Genomic DNA, 19,212 nt, shown 5'->3' with positions numbered 1-19,212 from the left:
GCTCCACTCCTTTACTTTGTTTTGTGTTAACAGTATACGGTTGAAAAGGAAAAAATATACGGGATATAGGTTAAATTGAGGGGGGAATTAATTATTAAGAACAGCTAATTGGCTGAAGGGCAAATGTGAATCTGTCCTTTCCTCTACCTCGTTGCTAGTTGCATAGCGATTTATAGTAAAAAGATCATGTTTTGAAATGGAAAAAAATTTCTAATTTCTTTACTATATACCCATGTTATTTTTATACAGAAACCTTTAATTTAATGATATTACAAACAAAACTTCTCCTATACTGGATTACATCCTCGGCCGTAGGGTAGAGAGAATAAGTTCAACAGGAAAAACGGTGGGCCCTTTAGTAATTTGCAAAAGATAGAGTAGGAGGAAAGCATGGAAAACGCTACATATAGTAAAATTACAGAAGAAATTTTGGATGAAAAAGTATGGCTGATGTTAGGTGAGGGGATTATTAAAATCTTCCTTGTTCTCCTCTTATCGCGTATTATTATAAGAATAGGAAAGACGGTGCTAAATAAATTTTTTCTGGTCCGAACCAGAACCCCCCTCCGTGTCTCGGAGCGGAGAGAAACGACGCTCATTAAGTTACTCGAGAACGTCATTACATATGTTGTGAATTTCATATCCTTGATTATGATCCTTGAAATTTGCGGACTCGATGTGAAGGCTTTACTTGCTGGGGCTGGAATTATTGGACTCGCAGTAGGGTTTGGAGCCCAAAGTTTGGTCAAGGATATTATTACAGGATTCTTCGTCATTTTCGAGGATCATTTCTCTGTCGGTGATTATATTAAAATCAATACTTTTGAGGGTGAAGTCCTTGAAATTGGGCTACGCACAACCAAGATTAAGAGTAGTAAAGGGGAATTGCATCTCATACCGAATGGGAGCATCACGCAAGTAACAAACTACTCCATATTGAACAGTAAGGCTGTGGTGGACGTGACCATCCCTCATGACGGATCCGTTGAACTTGCTGAAAAGGTATTAATCCGACACTTAGGTGGTTTAGCGAAAAAATATGATGATTTAGTCAGAAACCCTGAGTTACTGGGAATCGAGACAATTACTCCAGAAGAAATCGTATTGCGTGTGACGGCTGAAACAAAGCCAATGCGCCATTCTGAAATGAGTAGGATATTGAGGAAAGAAATCAGTACTGCCCTTGAAGAAAGTGGAATCCAATCTACTTACAAAGGCAGTGAGTCATAAAAGCTGGGGGGCCACATGTTTATGGAAGAAAAAGAATTTGCATTGAATGATGTTGTCGAAATGAAAAAGCCACACCCATGTGGAATCAATAAGTGGAAAATCATCCGATTGGGCATGGATATCCGGATTAAATGTGAAGGTTGTGGACACAGCGTAATGTTGCCCCGGCGTGAGTTTTCCAAGAAAATGAAAAAAGTTTTACTAAAGCATGAGGAGTGATCATGCTTTTTCCATGTATAGATGGCATTTCTGTCTCTCAATGATTTACTTGTCTTTTCAGGAAGTGAAATCTATAATTGGGAAAGGTTTAGGTATTGGGTGTATCTTTAGTAATGATTTATCTAGTAACACTATGAACGAATTATCTTGAAGGAGTGAAATATAAATGGCTTTAACAGCTGGTATAGTCGGTTTGCCTAACGTAGGTAAATCCACTTTGTTTAATGCAATTACTCAGGCAGGTGCGGAATCGGCGAATTACCCTTTCTGTACAATCGACCCAAACGTCGGAATTGTAGAAGTACCCGATTATCGTCTGCAAAAATTGACTGAACTGGTCCAACCGAAAAAAACCGTGCCAACAGCATTTGAGTTTACAGATATTGCTGGGATTGTAAAGGGAGCGAGTAAAGGGGAAGGTCTAGGCAATAAATTCCTATCGCATATCCGCCAAGTAGATGCGATTTGTCAGGTTGTTCGTTGCTTCGCTGATGATAACATCACTCACGTTTCAGGAAAAGTAAATCCGATTGATGATATCGAAGTCATCAATCTTGAATTGATTCTTGCTGACCTTGAATCTGTGGACAAGCGCATCGATCGTGTTGGAAAGATGGCTAAACAAAAAGATAAGGGTGCCGTGGCCGAACATGAGATTCTTGTTGCATTGAAAGAAGCTTTAGAAGCTGAAAAGCCTGCCCGCTCAGTCGATTTCACTGAGGAACAGTTGAAAATCGTGAAAGGCATGCACCTCCTAACAGCGAAACCAATGCTTTACGTGGCAAATGTAAGTGAGGATGAAGTGGCAAATGCGACTGATAATGAGTTCGTGCAACAAGTCCGGGAATACGCCGCGACGGAAAATGCAGAAGTTATCGTAATTTGCGCCAAAATCGAAGAGGAAATAGCCGAGCTTGAAGGTGAAGAAAAGGAAATGTTCTTATCTGAGCTAGGCATCGAAGAGTCAGGTCTTGATAAATTGATCCGTGCTTCATACAATCTATTAGGGCTGGCCACTTACTTTACGGCTGGAGTGCAGGAAGTGCGTGCCTGGACGTTCCGTAAAGGTATGAAGGCTCCTCAATGTGCGGGTGTCATCCATACAGACTTCGAACGTGGCTTCATTCGTGCCGAAGTCGTCGCTTATGATGATTTGCTAGAAGCAGGTAGCCATAGTGCAGCAAAAGAAGCAGGAAAAGTACGACTAGAAGGTAAAGAATATATAGTGAACGACGGAGACGTTGTCCACTTCCGCTTTAACGTATAATATAAAAGGACTCCGCAGATTCATTCTGCGGAGTCTCTTTATACTCTAGGAAGATACATTCGACGCTCGTTGCAAACCTAGTTTAACTATGCTATAATTTATTCTTGTGAGTAATTATAAAAAATTGCTCCTTGCCCAAATGGGCCGCTTAGACCAAAAGGAGGTGACAGTGATGAGAAAATACGAAATTATGTATATCATCCGTCCAAACATTGAGGAAGAAGCTAAAAAAGCTTTAGTTGAACGTTTCAACACAATCCTTACTGATAATGGTGCGGAAGTAGAAGCAAAAGAATGGGGTAAACGCCGTCTTGCATACGAAATCAATGATTTCCGTGATGGTTACTACATGCTTCTTAAAGTTAACGCTGAAAGTGCTGCGATCCAAGAATTCGATCGTCTTGCTAAAATCAGTGAAGACATTATCCGTCATATGGCTACTAGAGAAGACGTTTAATTCAATATTTAATATAAATTCTAATCTAGCTTCTTGTAAGCAAGGTTGAAAACTAGGGGTTGATTCTGATGATGAATCGCGTAGTTTTGGTAGGACGCTTAACTAAAGATCCTGAATTACGATATACACCTAATGGAGTTGCAGTGGCTACCTTTACTTTAGCAGTGAATCGTACTTTTACGAATGCACAAGGTGAACGTGAAGCGGACTTCATTAATTGTGTAGTTTGGCGTAAACCGGCAGAAAATGTGGCTAACTTCTTGAAAAAAGGTAGTTTAGCTGGCGTGGATGGACGTGTCCAAACGCGTAATTATGAAGGACAAGACGGCAAACGCGTGTATGTGACGGAGATTCTGGCTGAGAGTGTTCAGTTCCTTGAACCACGAAGCAGTTCAGCGGGTGAAAGAAATGATGGCGGTTCTTACGGTGGCGGTCAAAAAAGCTATAACAACAATAATGGCAGCAATGATCAAAATTCGTATGGACAAAATCCTAATCAGAATCAACGGAGTAACAACAACTACACTCGTGTAGATGATGATCCATTTGCAAATGACGGTAAAACCATCGACATTTCAGATGACGATCTTCCGTTTTAAACAGCTGTTTAAAACGAAAATCCTAAAGCAGGGAGGGAAATTATTATGGCAATGGGTGGACGTAAAGGACGCGGTAAGCGTAAAAAGGTTTGTTATTTCACATCAAACGGTATCACTAAAATTGATTACAAAGATACAGACCTTCTTAAAAAATTCGTCTCAGAACGCGGTAAAATCTTACCACGTCGTGTGACTGGCACTAGCGCTAAATATCAACGTAAATTAACGATTGCTATTAAACGCTCACGTACTATGGCATTACTTCCATACGTATCAGGTGAATAATAACAACGGAGCGCATTGAGGAGAAATCCTTGATGTGCTTTTTTGTATATTTGCCCAAATGGTCCTTTTTTATTTGAAAAAACGATGCGAGCCCCAACTTCCTTCATCTTCGTTCTACAGTTTCTACGTGATTTGCTCCATTTCAGCTAGTTATTGTATTTAAAATTCGTGATCGGCCTGTTTTGCAAAAAAAATTTAACTAACAATGAAGAGAACTCCTATTTTTAAAGCTGATTTATCTGGAAAAAAGAATGGGAAGTTTGAAATATCCTGGGCTTAACGGATACAATATGTAGAGAAAGATACTTCATGATTTTATGATAGGGGGGATTCGGTTGAATAGTGGTAGAAAAATCGCTGAGGGCGGTGCTCTTTTAGCGTTATATTGTATATTATTACTCATTACAATATATATTCCTTTGTTGGGATTTATAACTTTTTTCTTTTTGCCGATTCCTTTCATTCTGGTGACCAGTAAGCAAAAGCTTTCGTGGTCAGTTGGATTCTTGTTTGTTGGATCGTTATTAACCATTTTAATCGGTAGCGTCTTATCCTTGCCAATGACCTTGCTAATGGGGGCGACGGGCATTGTGATTGGTTCCTTCCTGAAAAGGGATAAACCGATGACCCCTATGTTCATCAGTGCTGTCCTTACGTTCCTAGGTGGGATATTAGTGACCTATGCTGCCACAGTAGTGTTATTTGGAGTTAATTACATAGAAGAAACCATGACGGTAATGGAGGAATCCATTGATTCTTCTGCGAAAATCATGGAATCATTTGGTCAGGCCCCAACTGAAAAGATAATCCAAGGCATGCACGACTCGATAAGTACCTTGACTACGCTGATTCCGAGCTTGCTCGTGATTACATCTATCATCATGGTATTATTGATATTCTTAGCGGCCCACCCCATACTTAAAAGGTTCAGTGATAAATCCCTGAATTGGCCTCGTTTCCAAGATCTTCGCCTTCCAAAAAGCCTTTTATGGTATTATTTAATTACAATGCTTTTGGCTCTTTTTGTGAATATGGACAACAAAGATTTTGTATATATGGCCATAACGAACCTATTTTTCATTCTTCAATTTTTCATCATGATTCAAGGCTACTCACTCATATTTTATTTCAGCGATGTCAAAGGCTGGGCTAAGGCTATACCCGTTTTGATAGTGGTTGCCTCATTGTTGCTGCCGATATTCGCAATCCTCATCCGTTTTTTAGGTATAATAGATTTAGGATTCCCTTTTCGGGAGACGATCAAGAAAAAGGAATAGTCTGTTAAACAGATGCTTTTAGGAGCTGAAAATATGCCATCTTATTTAAAGGATTATTCGGTTAAGGCCCTGCTATACGGGTTGCTCGTTGCAGGATTGATATTTTTGGGCGTACTGGCTTACTATAATTGGGTTATTGCACTAATTGGATTGTTGATTCAAGCCGGTTTGTTTTATTTAATATTGAAAATGGAAAAAAGAAAACAAATTAAGACCGAAGAATACATCACGACGTTATCCTACCGGTTAAAAAAGGTGGGAGAGGAAGCCTTATTGGAAATGCCGATCGGGATCATGCTCTTTAATGATGATTTTTATATTGAGTGGACCAATCCATTCCTCGCCTCATGCTTTAGTGAAGACTCACTGGCAGGAAGGTCTCTTTATGATATGGCGGATTCACTTGTCCCGCTCATTAAGCAGGAGATTGAAACAGAGACCATTACGCTTTATGACCGGAAATTCAAAGTGGTCCATAAACGCGAGGAACGCCTTCTTTACTTTTTCGATGTAACGGAGCAAGTGGAAATCGAAAAACAATATGAAGAAGAGAGAACGGCCATTGCGATCATTCTGCTGGATAATTACGATGATTTGACGCAGGGAATGGAAGACCAACGTAAAAGTAGTATAAATAGCTTGGTTACCTCGTTGCTGGATAAGTGGGCAAGGGATAATGGGGTATTTTTCAAGAGGGTTTCTTCTGAACGGTTTATTGCGGTCTTTAATGAACATATCCTGCAGCAGCTGGAAAATGATAAATTTTCAATCCTGGATGAAATCAGGGAAACGACCGCTAAACAGAATGTCCCTTTGACGCTTAGCATTGGAGTGGGATCTGCTGTTTCCTCCCTTCCAGAGCTGGGGACGCTTGCTCAATCTAGCCTCGATCTGGCCCTGGGCCGCGGTGGGGACCAAGTAGCGATTAAACAGGCAAGCGGGAAAGTGAAATTCTATGGCGGTAAAACCAACCCTATGGAAAAGCGTACGAGGGTGCGTGCACGCGTCATTTCTCATGCCTTAAAGGATATCGTCCTAGATAGCGATAAAGTCATTGTCATGGGCCATAAAAATCCCGATATGGATGCCATAGGTTCTGCCATAGGCATTTTGAAAGTGGCTCAGATGAATGAACGTGAAGGGTATATAGTAATCAATACAAACGAGCTAGACAGTAGCGTCTTGCGTTTGATGGAAGAAATCAAAAATAAAGAGGATTTATATGGGCGATTTATAAGCCCTGACGATGCACTCGAGATGGTCACGGACGAGACGCTACTCGTCGTCGTCGATACCCACAAGCCTACAATGGTGATAGAAGAACGATTATTGAATCGGATTGATAAGGTGGTCGTCATTGATCACCATCGTCGTGGTGAGGAATTCATCAAAAACTCCCTGCTTGTCTATATGGAGCCCTATGCATCTTCGACAGCTGAGCTGGTGACGGAGCTACTTGAATATCAGCCAAAACGCAGTAAAATTGATATGCTGGAGTCGACGGCGCTACTTGCTGGGATCATTGTCGATACGAAAAGTTTCACTTTACGAACCGGTTCACGTACCTTCGATGCAGCTTCTTATTTACGGGCCCATGGAGCGGACACGGTACTGGTACAGAAATTCCTAAGGGAAGATGTGGACACGTATATCAAGCGATCCAATTTAATTAAAGAAGTTGCGTTTTATAAAAAGGGTCTTGCGATTGCTTCCGCAAAATCCGAACAGACCCATAATCAGGTCCTGATCGCCCAGGCCGCTGATACGCTTCTGATGATGGATGGTGTTACCGCTTCCTTCGTTGTGGCTAAACGGTCTGAGGATACAGTTGGCATAAGTGCCCGTTCCCTAGGTGATGTCAACGTACAGGTTATCATGGAAACATTGAATGGCGGCGGTCATTTAACGAATGCCGCCACACAGATGGTCTGCTCCATTGAAGAAGCGGAGAGCCAGTTGAAAGCAGCAATTGATGAATATTTAGAAGGAGGACGAAAAGAATGAAAGTTATATTTTTAAAAGACGTTAAAGGTAAAGGGAAAAAAGGGGAAGTCAAAAACGTTGCGGATGGGTATGCCCATAACTTCCTGATTAAGCAAGGATTGGCAATCGAGGCGAATAACTCCAATGTAAAAACTTTGGAAGCTCAGAAAAACAAAGAAGATTCCCTGGCTGCCGAAGAACTTCAGCATGCAAAAGACTTGCAGGTGGAAATTGAAAAATTGACTGTCGAATTATCCGCTAAAGCCGGTGAAGGCGGGCGTTTATTCGGTTCTATCACGACGAAGCAAATAGCTTCAGAACTTCAGAAAAAGCATGGTATTAAAATCGATAAACGTAAAATGGAGCTTGCCGAAGGAATTCGCTCATTGGGGCATACGAAGGTTCCTGTGAAGCTACATCCAGAGGTTACAGCGACTTTAACTGTGCAAGTGAAAGAAATTAACTAATTTTAGTGGTTTCATATCTGAAAAAAATTGATAGAATAGAGAGAGACGAAAAAAATGTGATTGGGCTATGTTGTCCTGTCACTTTTTTTCTTTTTCAACTAAATCTACGAATTAATTAATGAAAATATATCCTCTTAGATTGGGAGGTTTTAAGATATGATAGAGCAATTTCAGGATAGAATTCCCCCTCAAAATATAGAAGCGGAACAAGCGGTGCTAGGGGCCATCTTCTTGGAGCCATCTTCGCTGACCGTTACTTCGGAATTGTTGATTCCAGAGGATTTTTATAGAAGTTCGCATCAAAAAATCTTTAACGTCATGATCAAGTTGAATGACGAAGGTAAAGCCGTTGACTTGATTACGGTAACGGAAGAACTTTCCGCCACGAAGAATCTTGAAGAAGTGGGTGGAGTGTCTTATTTAAGCGAACTGGCTGGATCGGTCCCTACTGCAGCCAATATCGAATATTATGCTCGAATCGTGGAAGAAAAGTCATTGCTCCGTCGTTTGATCAGGACAGCAACGAACATCGCCCAGGAAGGCTATAGCCGTGAGGATGAAGTCGAGGAGCTGCTCGGGGAAGCGGAAAAGACGATCATGGAAGTGGCACAGCGTAAAAACGCCGGTTCCTTTCAAAATATTAAGGACGTTTTGGTTCGAACCTATGATAACATCGAGATCCTGACCAACCGCAAAGGGGATGTAACTGGAATCCCGACGGGTTTTGCTGAACTGGACAGAATGACGGCGGGATTCCAGCGGAATGACCTCATCATTGTTGGAGCCCGTCCTTCTGTTGGTAAAACGGCTTTCGCTTTGAACATTGCCCAAAATGTCGCAACCAAAACGGATGAAAACGTCGCGATTTTCAGTCTGGAGATGGGTTCCGAACAGCTCGTCATGCGTATGCTTTGTGCCGAAGGAAATATCAATGCTCAAAATTTAAGGACTGGTGCCTTAACAGATGAAGACTGGCGCAAGCTGACTATGGCAATGGGAAGTTTGTCGAATGCCGGTATCTATATTGATGACACCCCAGGAGTCCGTATTGGGGAAATCCGCTCTAAAAGCCGTCGTTTGAAGCAGGAACATGGTCTTGGGATGATATTGATCGACTATCTACAATTGATTCAAGGAGATGGTCGTTCAGGCGATAACCGACAGCAGGAAGTATCGGAAATTTCCCGTTCACTGAAGGCCCTGGCCCGTGAACTTCAAGTGCCTGTCATTGCCCTTTCCCAATTATCCCGTGGAGTGGAACAACGGCAGGATAAACGTCCGATGATGTCGGATATTAGGGAATCAGGAAGTATAGAGCAGGATGCCGACATCGTAGCATTCCTGTACCGTGATGATTATTATGATAAAGAGTCCGAGAATAAAAATATCATTGAGATTATCATTGCAAAACAAAGGAATGGCCCAGTTGGCACGGTTTCACTGGCATTCGTCAAAGAGTACAATAAATTCGTGAACCTCGAACGGCGATTCGATGATGATTCGATGTCTCCAGGAGCCTAATTGACTTTCTATATTGTTTGGAACAAAGCCCACTATCTCTGGTGGGCTTTTTTTACAATAAGGTGAAAGTTTAAAGGAGTTTGGGCAAAGAATAAGGAGAACCGCCAGGGGAGAAAGTGAGTCCTTGCTAAAGTTGCACGGATTCCTTATTTGGGGATGAAAAAGTGTATAAGTAAAGTATGAAAGTCACTTAATAACGAACAAATTTATTATTAATTTATGTAATGTTCGTATTTTATGTTGACTTCCCTTTGGGATTATTGATAAAATAGGTTTGTTTGATAAGAACCGGTTAAGAATCGGTATTACGTGAACCTTTGGAGGTGCTTTTTTCAGATGTCATCAGTTGTAGTAGTTGGTACACAATGGGGAGACGAAGGTAAAGGTAAGATAACGGACTTTTTATCCCAGAATGCAGAAGCCATAGCTCGTTACCAAGGTGGTAATAATGCAGGACATACGATTAAATTTAACGGAGTAACATATAAACTGCATTTAATTCCTTCTGGAATTTTTTATAGTGATAAGATTTGTGTCATCGGGAACGGAATGGTAGTCGATCCGAAAGCACTTGTAGAAGAGCTTGCTTATTTACATAGTCATGGTGTAAGCACGGATAATCTTCGCATCTCGAACCGTGCTCATGTCATCCTTCCTTACCATATTAAATTGGATGAAGTGGAAGAAGATCGCAAGGGTGCAAATAAAATTGGAACGACGAAAAAAGGAATCGGCCCTGCTTACATGGATAAAGCCGCTCGTAATGGTATCCGTATGGCAGATCTTTTGGACCGTGAAATTTTCGAGGAAAAACTGAATCAAAATCTTGTGGAGAAAAACCGCATGTTTGAACGTTTTTACGAAACGGAAGGTTTTAAAATCGAGGATATTCTTGAAGAATATTATGAGTACGGACAACAAGTGCAAAAGTATGTTTGTGATACTTCCGTTGTATTGAATGATGCACTTGATGAAGGGAAACGCGTCTTGTTTGAAGGGGCTCAAGGAGTCATGCTTGATATCGATCAAGGAACATATCCTTTCGTTACTTCCTCGAATCCAGTCGCAGGTGGAGTAACAATTGGTTCAGGTGTTGGACCAACGAAAATCAACCATGTTGTCGGTGTGTGTAAAGCTTATACAAGCCGTGTTGGCGATGGTCCTTTCCCGACAGAACTACAAGACGAAATTGGCAATCAAATCCGTGAAGTTGGACGTGAGTACGGAACAACTACGGGTAGACCACGTCGTGTCGGTTGGTTTGATGCCGTAGTCGTTCGCCATGCCCGTCGTGTAAGTGGAATCACTGATTTATCGTTAAATTCCATTGACGTGCTTTCAGGACTTGAAACGGTGAAAATTTGTGTAGCTTATGATTATAAAGGTGAAATCATTCATGAAGTGCCGGCTACTTTGAAAGCAATCGGAGAATGTAAGCCCGTTTATGAAGAGCTACCAGGTTGGTCAGAAGACATCACAGGATGCAAATCATTGGATGAATTACCTGCTAACGCCCGTCACTATGTGGAGCGCGTATCTCAATTAGTAGGCATTCCGTTGACTACATTCTCCGTCGGTCCTGACCGCAATCAAACAAACATCGTAAGAAGCCCTTGGCGTTTAGCATAAGAGGTATAAAGAAGTCGACTAAGTGCGGCTTCTTTTTTTACTTAGTTGGTAAAAAAAGACCTGTTTAATTGGAGTTAGATATATATAAAAATATATGAATTTAAATTTATTTTAAAATACTATTGCACAAACCATAAATACTATGATAATATAAAAAGCGTCGTCACAGTAGAACAACGTTAAGCGACATTGCAAGACATACGGATTACATTCATTAGTACGAGCCATTAGCTCAGTTGGTAGAGCATCTGACTTTTAATCAGAGGGTCGAAGGTTCGAATCCTTCATGGCTCACCATTTTTCTCGGCCCATTGGTCAAGCGGTTAAGACACCGCCCTTTCACGGCGGTAACACGGGTTCGAATCCCGTATGGGTCACTTTTCTTCTTAATTATATGTTTGATGGTCCCGTGGTGTAGCGGTTAACATGCCTGCCTGTCACGCAGGAGATCGCGGGTTCGATTCCCGTCGGGACCGCCATTTTATTTTTTACATGATTCTTTCATAATGAAAAATGGAATATTTGGCTCAGTAGCTCAGTCGGTAGAGCAAAGGACTGAAAATCCTTGTGTCGGCGGTTCGATTCCGTCCTGAGCCATTCTTTTGTAAAGTGCCCTAGGGCGCTTTTTTTGTTTGCTTTAAAATTAAACTGTCTTAGCCCTTTAAAGGAAATCTCTTTGATGGCACTTCTGTTAAGTGTTTGTTATTAGATTGTAACAATGTTAATGCCACCCTTAGTAACCATCGACTCGTCACCCCAACCAGGACCTACTTTCCACGTGGAAACCATACCTTCGCTGCTCTTTTGCAAAAAGAGCGATTTGGCACTTGTTGTCACTATTTATACATTTATATTACAATACGAAGTCTATTTCTTGATTTTTTTTTCATTATGGTAAAGTTATGAGTGGAAAAAAAGAAATTAATCATGTGTATATAAATTTTGAAAACAAGGTAATTTATCTTAATTTTTTGATTAGTTTCTTAAGGGGCCCACGGGCCGTTAAGGGGGACAATAAATGTTCAGCTCAAAAGGCAAAGGAAGTTTCCTGTTGATGGTTTCCATCATCTTATTGCTTGCAGGGAATCGTGCTACGGCTGCGGAAATTCAAAAAATCTCCTCCATTCAGCATGTATATGTTGATGACGAGTTCATTGGCAGCGTGAGTGATGAATCCGAAATAGAAAAAATGATACTAGCTAAAATAGTCGAAGCAGAGGCGGATTATCCCGAATACACATTCGATAAGGAAGCACAGATGACATATGTGCAAGAGAATGTATTTAATGCAGAAATAGATGATGAAGAAACCTTAAAGGTACTCGAGGAAGAGTTTGCTGTAAAAGCGGAGGCTTATGAAATCGCCATTGATAATCAAGTAGTTGCTTACGTTCCCTCCAAGGAGGATGCACAGGAGGTTTTAAAAGAGATTCACCTATTATATATAGATGAGGGTGAATTGGCCGAATATGAAGAGAGTCAGGAAGCTGGAGTTTTAAATCAGCCCATGGCTCTATACGAGCAAGGAAGCAGGATAATGTCCATTGAATACTCAAAGCCGATCTCCTGGAAGGAAACGATTATGGAACCGGATAAGCTCATGACTGTGAAGGATGCCATTTCCTTGATAGAAAAAGGAAAGAAGGAAAAAGTCATCTATGAGGCAACTGGAGATGAAGAACTTGAGGAGATTGCCGATCAGTATGATATGTCCCTAGGACAGCTTTTACAGCTTAATTCAGAACTAGAAGAGGGCAAGAGGCTTCATAAAGGGCAAAAGGTCCGTGTGACGGAGGTAGCTCCTTTTGTGAATGTGCTGGTAGAAAGAGAAGTATTGAAAGAAACTGAAATTCCTTTCGAGAGAAAAGTAATAAAGGATAAGAACCTATTGAAGGAAGAATCTGTCGTTGAGCAAGAAGGACAGGAAGGCGTTCAGGCATTCACGTATAAACTCACTGAAACAAACGGTGAGCTCTTAAGTGAAACGATCGTGAAAAAGGAAATTACCGCGGCAACACAAAATGAGATAACTAGAAAAGGCACGAAAATCATTCCTTCAGAAGGGAGCGGAACCTTTGCATGGCCTGCTGATGGGGGCTATATTTCAAGCAAACAAGGACATCGTTGGGGCAAGCTTCATAAGGGAATAGATATTGCTAGGCCAACCACCAGAACTATTACGGCAGCTGATCATGGCACTGTTGAGTTTGCCGGTAACGCCGGGGGTTATGGTAATAAGGTGACCATCAACCATAACAATGGGTACAAGACGGATTATGCTCACTTAGAATCAATAGACATCGAAGCAGGACAGAAGATTGAAAAAGGAATGCCTATTGGTAGAATGGGCTCGACAGGCAACTCCACTGGCGTTCACCTTCATTTTGAAATCTATAAAAATGGTGTTCTCGCAAACCCGTTAGATTATATAAGCCAATAGAAGTCTTCGAGACATTTTTCGAAGACTTCTTCTGCTATCTTCATAGATGAGAATAATAGGTAAAAGATGATTTAATGCCTGTAAAATGATAAAGTAGAAGAGGTACAATGTGCTCGATTTAGGTGTTTTGACCGTTTTTTAGGGAATATATAGTGTGAGGATTTGCATTACTAGTACGAAGGTCAGTATGAACATCAGGACAATACGAATAAACGTCCCGGATAAGGACATGTTTTTTATAGAGTAAAGTTAGCTTTAAAAGGAGATAGGTAGATGGATAAGAAAATTCTAGTAGTGGACGATGAAAAGCCGATTGCAGATATTTTACAATTCAATTTAAAAAAGGAAGGGTACGATGTTTCCTGTGCATATGATGGCAATGAAGCTCTAAAAATGGTGGAAGAGCTTCAACCTGATTTGATTTTACTCGATATCATGCTTCCACAGCGTGATGGGATGGAAGTTTGCAGAGAAGTAAGAAAGAAATATGAAACGCCAATCATCATGTTAACAGCAAAAGATTCGGAAATCGATAAAGTCTTAGGATTAGAGCTTGGTGCGGACGATTATGTGACGAAGCCGTTTAGTACCCGGGAAATAATTGCTCGGGTAAAGGCAAACTTAAGACGTCAACAAGCCGTTCCGGTGCCAGATCAAGAAAATGAGCCAAAAGAAATTACAATAGGCAATCTTACCATCCATCCTGATGCATATGTCGTGTCTAAGCGTGGAGAGACGATCGAGTTAACGCACCGAGAATTCGAGCTGCTTCATTATTTAGCTAAACATATTGGCCAGGTCATGACAAGGGAGCACTTATTGCAAACTGTGTGGGGATATGATTACTTTGGCGATGTCCGAACTGTCGATGTAACCGTTAGACGCCTCCGTGAAAAGATTGAGGATAACCCAAGTCACCCAGGTTGGATCGTAACTAGACGAGGGGTCGGTTATTACCTGCGTAACCCTGAACAGGAGTAATATCTATGAAAAAGGTTGGTTTTTTTCGTTCAATTCATTTTAAATTCGTCCTGATTTATGTGTTGCTTATTTTCGTAGCCATGCAAATAATTGGGGTGTATTTTGTCGGGGAATTGGAAGAAAATCTCGTCGGGAATTTCACAAAGTCGATCAAGGGCCATGTTAACCTGCTTACCTATAGCATTGGGGAAGAAATGGAGAAATCGAGGGGGGAGGAAGACCCTACCCTCGAAGAAGCCATTAATACGGTATTGAAAGATCGCGACAACTCAACGAATGATATTTCGGAAGTGCGCGTTATCGATACCCGCAGCAGGCGGGTGATTGGGACGTCCGATCCCGGTAACCAAGAGATTGTAGGAAAGAAAACGACACTGCCGATCATCAAGAACACGTTGACTTATGGTGGCGAGGATCATGAAATATATAGAGATCCGAATACTGGCAGGCGTGTATGGGTCCTTTCAACACCCATTGAAGCGAATGGTACGGTGATAGGAGCGGTCTATGTCATTGCGGAGATGGAGAATGTCTTCGAACAAATGGATGAAATCAACGCCATTTTCATGACTGGCACGGCCATCGCTCTGGCCATAACAGCCATTTTGGGGATTCTGCTTGCGCGGACCATCACACGGCCAATGTCTGATATGAGGAAACAGGCGTTGGTGATGGCCAAAGGGAATTTCTCACGAAAGGTAAAAGTATATGGCGATGACGAAATAGGGCAGCTAGCCGTTACCTTCAATAACTTGACTAAGAAACTTCAAGAGTCGCAATCGAGTACGGAAGGGGAGAGACGGAAGCTTTCATCTGTTCTCACCAACATGACGGATGGCGTTATATCGACGGATAGGCGTGGCCGGGTGAATTTGATAAATGAACCTGCCGCACAGCTTTTGAATGTCTCACGTGAAGCCGTCATGAACCAACCAATCATCGAATTGTTGGGACTTGAGGAAGAATATAAATTCGAAGATTTACTGGAAGAAAGGGAGTCCATCATCCTTGATTACAGCAAAAAGGGTCAACCGTTTATTTTAAGAGGGAATTTTTCCGTCATCCAAAAGGAAACGGGCTTCGTTAATGGTTTGATTACAGTGCTCCATGATATTACGGAGCAGGAAAAGATAGAAGGGGAGCGAAGAGAGTTTGTCGCTAATGTATCCCATGAGTTGCGTACGCCACTCACGACGATGAGAAGCTATCTCGAGGCATTGGCTGAAGGTGCCTGGAAAGATGAAGAGATTGCCCCTGCCTTTTTAAGTGTCACACAAAATGAAACGGAGCGGATGATCAGGCTTGTAAATGACCTGTTACAGCTTTCAAAAATGGACAGTAAAGATTACCGGCTTAAAACCGGATGGGTGAATCTGAATAAGTTCTATGACCATATTATCGATCGTTTTGAAATGACGAAAAATGACGATATTACTTTTAAAAGAGACATACCAAAGGACGCGTATTTTGTCGACATTGATGAAGACAAGATCACCCAGGTTCTTTATAATATCATCTCGAATTCCTTGAAGTATTCTCCTGAAGGAGGTCAAGTGACATTCCGTATCAGGCCAAAGGAAAACTTTATCGTGATTAGCGTAACCGATCAAGGTGTCGGTATCCCTAAGAAAGTGATCGATAAGATTTTTGACCGATTTTACCGAGTGGATAAAGCGCGGGCAAGGAATCTTGGAGGGACTGGACTTGGGCTGGCGATTGCAAAGGAAATGGTCGTTGCCCATGGAGGCAAAATTTGGGCGGAAAGTGTGGATGGAAAAGGAACTACGGTGTTCTTTACACTTCCTTACGAACAGGAAGAAGAGGATGATTGGGCATGAATTTTGAACGTGCGAAAAGTATCATACTGATTATTTTAGTTGGGACAAGCGTTTTCTTGACATGGAGTATTTGGACGTACGAGCCTGAATATAAAAAAATCGATGAATCCGATCTGATTAAAATCAAGAGTGATGAACAAATTGTCAGTGATGTCATAAAACCCGTCAGTGTTCTTTTTCATCGTAACGGACAGCATTTCCAGACAATCGATCCCGAAAAAATCGAAAGAATGGAGAAAGAGTTTTCCCAATGGACGTTTAGTGATATAAAGCAGATGTCATTGAAGATGATTCAAAGGGACTTCGATGATTTCGTCCATGAGGATAGATCAATCGAGATCAACTTTTCCGATGATGTACCGATGTCTTTATATAAAACGGTACTGGATGTAAAGGACGAAGATATGGCGAGCTTTACCTTTGACCGGATCGTGATCAAGCAGAAGGATATCAGCGGTGACCAATCAGCCGTTTATTTCGTTTCTTATGAACATGAACAAATCCATCAAGGAATGGTCCCTACTAAGGACCTTAGAAAGTTCAGTGAGAAGTTCTATAATAAAAGTTATCCTACCTATACAGCTCATACGTTACATGATAAAAGGACGATTTTTGTTCCGGAAAAGCCCGTGGAAGTCAACCGATATCAATATTATATAGATTATCTGGACGTTAAGAATCTGAAAGATGCCTTATTCAGTAATCCTAAATATGTTCGTCAAGAAACGGTCACCCGAGGCGAGGAATACTCCGACGGAACAAGACTGTTGTCAGTCAACAATGAAAATTATATTCTCTCGTATATAAACCCTGCCCAAAAGAGTAAAGTGTTCGGCAGTTCTAGTGAGCTGTTGGAAAAAAGCATTGATTTCATCAATGATCATGCCGGGTGGGAAGGTAGTAATTACCGATTTGATTATATGTCGGAAAATGAGCAGCGTGTGGTATTCCGTTTATTTATAGATGGTTATCCAGCTTTCAACGAATATGGAATGACTGAAATCGAGCAGATTTGGGGGAAGGAAGATATTTATAGTTATCAACGTCCCTACTTCTCATTGGCTTCCGTCTTGCCATCAGAAGGATCTGTAGTGACCTTGCCTACAGGAAATGAAGTGTTGAACCAGCTGGAAGAGAACGGGAACATCGACCTCGATAGTGTGCAAGATATTTCAATAGGTTATAAGTTAAACAAATCGTTGGACTCTAAACTCGTTACTCTCGTTACATTGGAACCAACTTGGTATTACCGTTCCGGTGAAAAGTGGTTGATTGCGCCTGTTGACGAAAATGCAGGAGGCGATAACGATGGATTGGAATAATACAAAATCCATATTCATAATGGTATTTTTCATATTGAATATATTTTTACTGTATCAGTTTCTTGAGAAAATCAATGATAACCAATATGAATTCATTGCAGAGTCTTCCTATGAGGAAGTTCTAAAAGAAGACGAGATCAAAACCATTCCGCTCTCGAAGCAAAAGGTAAAGGATCAATTCTTAATTGCAAAAAGTAAAACATTTGATAAGAAAGAACTAAAGAATCTAAACAACCAGAAAGTAAATATTATAGATGGGAATAAGCTGGTCGGTTCATTAAAAACGCCCATCAGTTTAGGCAAAGAAATTCATCCCGCGGATGTTACCATATTCCTGAAGGATCACATTTTATACGGAAGTGAATATGGGTTTTGGAGCTATGATAAGGATAATCAAACCATCATTTGCTATCAGGTTTCCGACAATAAGATGTTTTTTAACAACAGTAAAGGAAAGGTCACTTTGTATCTGAATAAGGAAGCCGAAGTGACCTCCTATGAGCAGACATATTTAGTGGGAATTGAAAAGTTCAATAAACCGAAAGAGCTGTATTCCGACCTGGATGCTGTTTATGCCTTATATAGTCATGGTGATATCGTATCAAAAGACGAAGTTACGGACGTAAAGCTTGGATTTTATAATTCGTTGCAAACCACATCGTTCTCACATCTTCTTGTACCGACATGGTGGGTAGTCGTGAACGATGAAACGGATTTATTCGTAAATGCGTTCGATGGCGAAGTGATTGAGTTAAATACAGAAGAAAAAATACTGGAGTGAGTATAGATGACTATGCATTTTAGTGTACTCGCAAGTGGGAGTACGGGAAATGCCTTGTTCGTGGAGACGGAGGACCAATCTTTCCTTGTCGATGCGGGATTGAGTGGGAAAGCCTTGGAAGGATTATTTCAGGATATCGGCCGAGATATGTCCAAGCTTTCTGGAATCCTGGTTACGCATGAACATAGCGACCACATTAAAGGTCTGGGAGTCGTCGCTAGAAAACATAAGCTCCCCATATATGCGAATACAAAGACATGGCAAGCAATGGAGCGTTCCATCGGGGAGATTTCTCCTGAACAGAAATTCGCCTTTGAAATGGAACAAGTCAAAACCTTTGGAAGCCTTGATATTGAATCCTTTGGTGTATCTCATGATGCCGCCGAGCCGATGTTTTATGTGTTCCATCAGGGAGGAAAAAAACTTGTGGTCATAACCGACACAGGTTATGTCAGCGATCGGATGAAAGGCATCATCACGAATGCCGATGCCTATGTGTTTGAGAGCAACCATGATGTGTCCATGCTTCGGATGGGTCGATATCCATGGAGCATCAAACGCCGGATTTTAAGCGATGTTGGACATGTATGCAATGAAGATGCTGCTCTTGCCATGAGTGAAGTGGCAGGGGACAAGACGAAACGGATATACTTAGCCCATTTAAGTATGGATAATAATATGAAAGACCTTGCAAGAATGTCAGTGGAGCAAACCTTAAAAACGAAAGGGATTATTGTTGGCGAGCAGTTTTCGCTCTACGATACGGATCCCAAAAGACCAACAGAGCTTGTTACACTATAATGAGTAAAGGAATGAGTGGGGAAACCTGCTTCATTCCTTTTTTATTTTTAATGGGTTAGTTAGTAAGGGGATTAAAAAGGGTATTGGTTGGTTAGTACTGAATGAATAGAAAAAT

At 41.3% G+C, this 19,212-nt stretch carries 17 protein-coding genes and 4 tRNA genes; all 21 read left to right on the top strand.

The annotated features are described in order from the left end of the window. Positions 1-390: 390 nt before the first annotated feature. Entirely contained in the window at positions 391-1,230 is an 840-nt protein-coding gene (locus AC503W_RS20570; RefSeq protein ID WP_402869949.1) for a mechanosensitive ion channel family protein, read from the top strand. A gap of 21 nt (positions 1,231-1,251) precedes the next feature. Beyond that, positions 1,252-1,449, top strand: a complete 198-nt coding sequence (locus AC503W_RS20565) for a DUF951 domain-containing protein (protein ID WP_402869952.1) — start codon at positions 1,252-1,254, stop codon at positions 1,447-1,449. A 166-nt stretch (positions 1,450-1,615) separates the two neighbouring features. Further along, positions 1,616-2,716, top strand: coding sequence for a redox-regulated ATPase YchF (ychF, locus tag AC503W_RS20560; RefSeq protein ID WP_494915629.1), 1,101 nt, complete (start codon positions 1,616-1,618; stop codon positions 2,714-2,716). 172 nt (positions 2,717-2,888) lie between these two features. Next, positions 2,889-3,173 carry a 30S ribosomal protein S6 gene (rpsF, locus tag AC503W_RS20555; protein ID WP_402869958.1) on the top strand — a complete coding sequence of 95 codons (285 nt, stop codon included), beginning with the start codon at positions 2,889-2,891 and terminating at the stop codon, positions 3,171-3,173. A 68-nt stretch (positions 3,174-3,241) separates the two neighbouring features. Further along, entirely contained in the window at positions 3,242-3,772 is a 531-nt protein-coding gene (ssb, locus tag AC503W_RS20550) for a single-stranded DNA-binding protein (protein WP_494915626.1), read from the top strand. 45 nt (positions 3,773-3,817) lie between these two features. Continuing rightward, a complete protein-coding gene (rpsR, locus tag AC503W_RS20545) occupies positions 3,818-4,057 on the top strand; it encodes a 30S ribosomal protein S18 (RefSeq protein WP_053348323.1) in 240 nt (79 codons plus the stop codon). Positions 4,058-4,392: 335 nt separating this feature from the next. Further along, a complete protein-coding gene (locus AC503W_RS20540) occupies positions 4,393-5,334 on the top strand; it encodes a YybS family protein (RefSeq protein WP_402955085.1) in 942 nt (313 codons plus the stop codon). Positions 5,335-5,367: 33 nt separating this feature from the next. Continuing rightward, positions 5,368-7,338 carry a DHH family phosphoesterase gene (locus AC503W_RS20535; RefSeq protein WP_402991116.1) on the top strand — a complete coding sequence of 657 codons (1,971 nt, stop codon included), beginning with the start codon at positions 5,368-5,370 and terminating at the stop codon, positions 7,336-7,338. Next, positions 7,335-7,784 carry a 50S ribosomal protein L9 gene (gene rplI, locus AC503W_RS20530; RefSeq protein WP_402869967.1) on the top strand — a complete coding sequence of 150 codons (450 nt, stop codon included), beginning with the start codon at positions 7,335-7,337 and terminating at the stop codon, positions 7,782-7,784. Before AC503W_RS20535 ends, rplI begins: the two co-directional genes overlap by 4 nt. A 156-nt stretch (positions 7,785-7,940) precedes the next feature. Beyond that, entirely contained in the window at positions 7,941-9,305 is a 1,365-nt protein-coding gene (gene dnaB / locus AC503W_RS20525; protein ID WP_402869969.1) for a replicative DNA helicase, read from the top strand. Positions 9,306-9,641: 336 nt separating this feature from the next. Further along, positions 9,642-10,934: an adenylosuccinate synthase gene (locus AC503W_RS20520; RefSeq protein ID WP_402869971.1), complete on the top strand. Its 1,293-nt coding sequence runs from the start codon at positions 9,642-9,644 to the stop codon at positions 10,932-10,934. 221 nt (positions 10,935-11,155) lie between these two features. Beyond that, a tRNA-Lys gene (locus tag AC503W_RS20515) sits at positions 11,156-11,231 on the top strand. Positions 11,232-11,239: 8 nt separating this feature from the next. Next, positions 11,240-11,311: transfer RNA gene (locus AC503W_RS20510), tRNA-Glu, on the top strand. Between the two features lie 26 nt (positions 11,312-11,337). Further along, positions 11,338-11,413: transfer RNA gene (locus AC503W_RS20505), tRNA-Asp, on the top strand. Between the two features lie 45 nt (positions 11,414-11,458). Further along, positions 11,459-11,531, top strand: a tRNA-Phe gene (locus AC503W_RS20500). Between the two features lie 421 nt (positions 11,532-11,952). Then, on the top strand, positions 11,953-13,374 hold the full coding sequence (locus AC503W_RS20495; protein WP_494915622.1) for a peptidoglycan DD-metalloendopeptidase family protein: 1,422 nt from the start codon (positions 11,953-11,955) through the stop codon (positions 13,372-13,374). 273 nt (positions 13,375-13,647) lie between these two features. Continuing rightward, entirely contained in the window at positions 13,648-14,355 is a 708-nt protein-coding gene (gene yycF / locus AC503W_RS20490; RefSeq protein WP_402869975.1) for a response regulator YycF, read from the top strand. Positions 14,356-14,360: 5 nt separating this feature from the next. After that, the gene (gene walK, locus AC503W_RS20485) at positions 14,361-16,193 is read left to right on the top strand and encodes a cell wall metabolism sensor histidine kinase WalK (RefSeq protein WP_402869978.1); all 1,833 of its coding nucleotides are present in this window, start codon (positions 14,361-14,363) and stop codon (positions 16,191-16,193) included. Then, entirely contained in the window at positions 16,190-17,515 is a 1,326-nt protein-coding gene (locus AC503W_RS20480) for a YycH family regulatory protein (protein ID WP_402955079.1), read from the top strand. Before walK ends, AC503W_RS20480 begins: the two co-directional genes overlap by 4 nt. Continuing rightward, the gene (locus AC503W_RS20475; RefSeq protein WP_402869982.1) at positions 17,502-18,296 is read left to right on the top strand and encodes a two-component system regulatory protein YycI; all 795 of its coding nucleotides are present in this window, start codon (positions 17,502-17,504) and stop codon (positions 18,294-18,296) included. The genes AC503W_RS20480 and AC503W_RS20475 overlap by 14 nt, the downstream gene beginning before the upstream one ends. Positions 18,297-18,302: 6 nt before the next feature. Further along, positions 18,303-19,097: an MBL fold metallo-hydrolase gene (locus AC503W_RS20470; protein WP_402869984.1), complete on the top strand. Its 795-nt coding sequence runs from the start codon at positions 18,303-18,305 to the stop codon at positions 19,095-19,097. Positions 19,098-19,212 lie beyond the last annotated feature (115 nt).

The organism is Peribacillus suis, from assembly GCF_059384845.1.
This window is presented reverse-complemented; position numbering and strand designations above follow the sequence as displayed.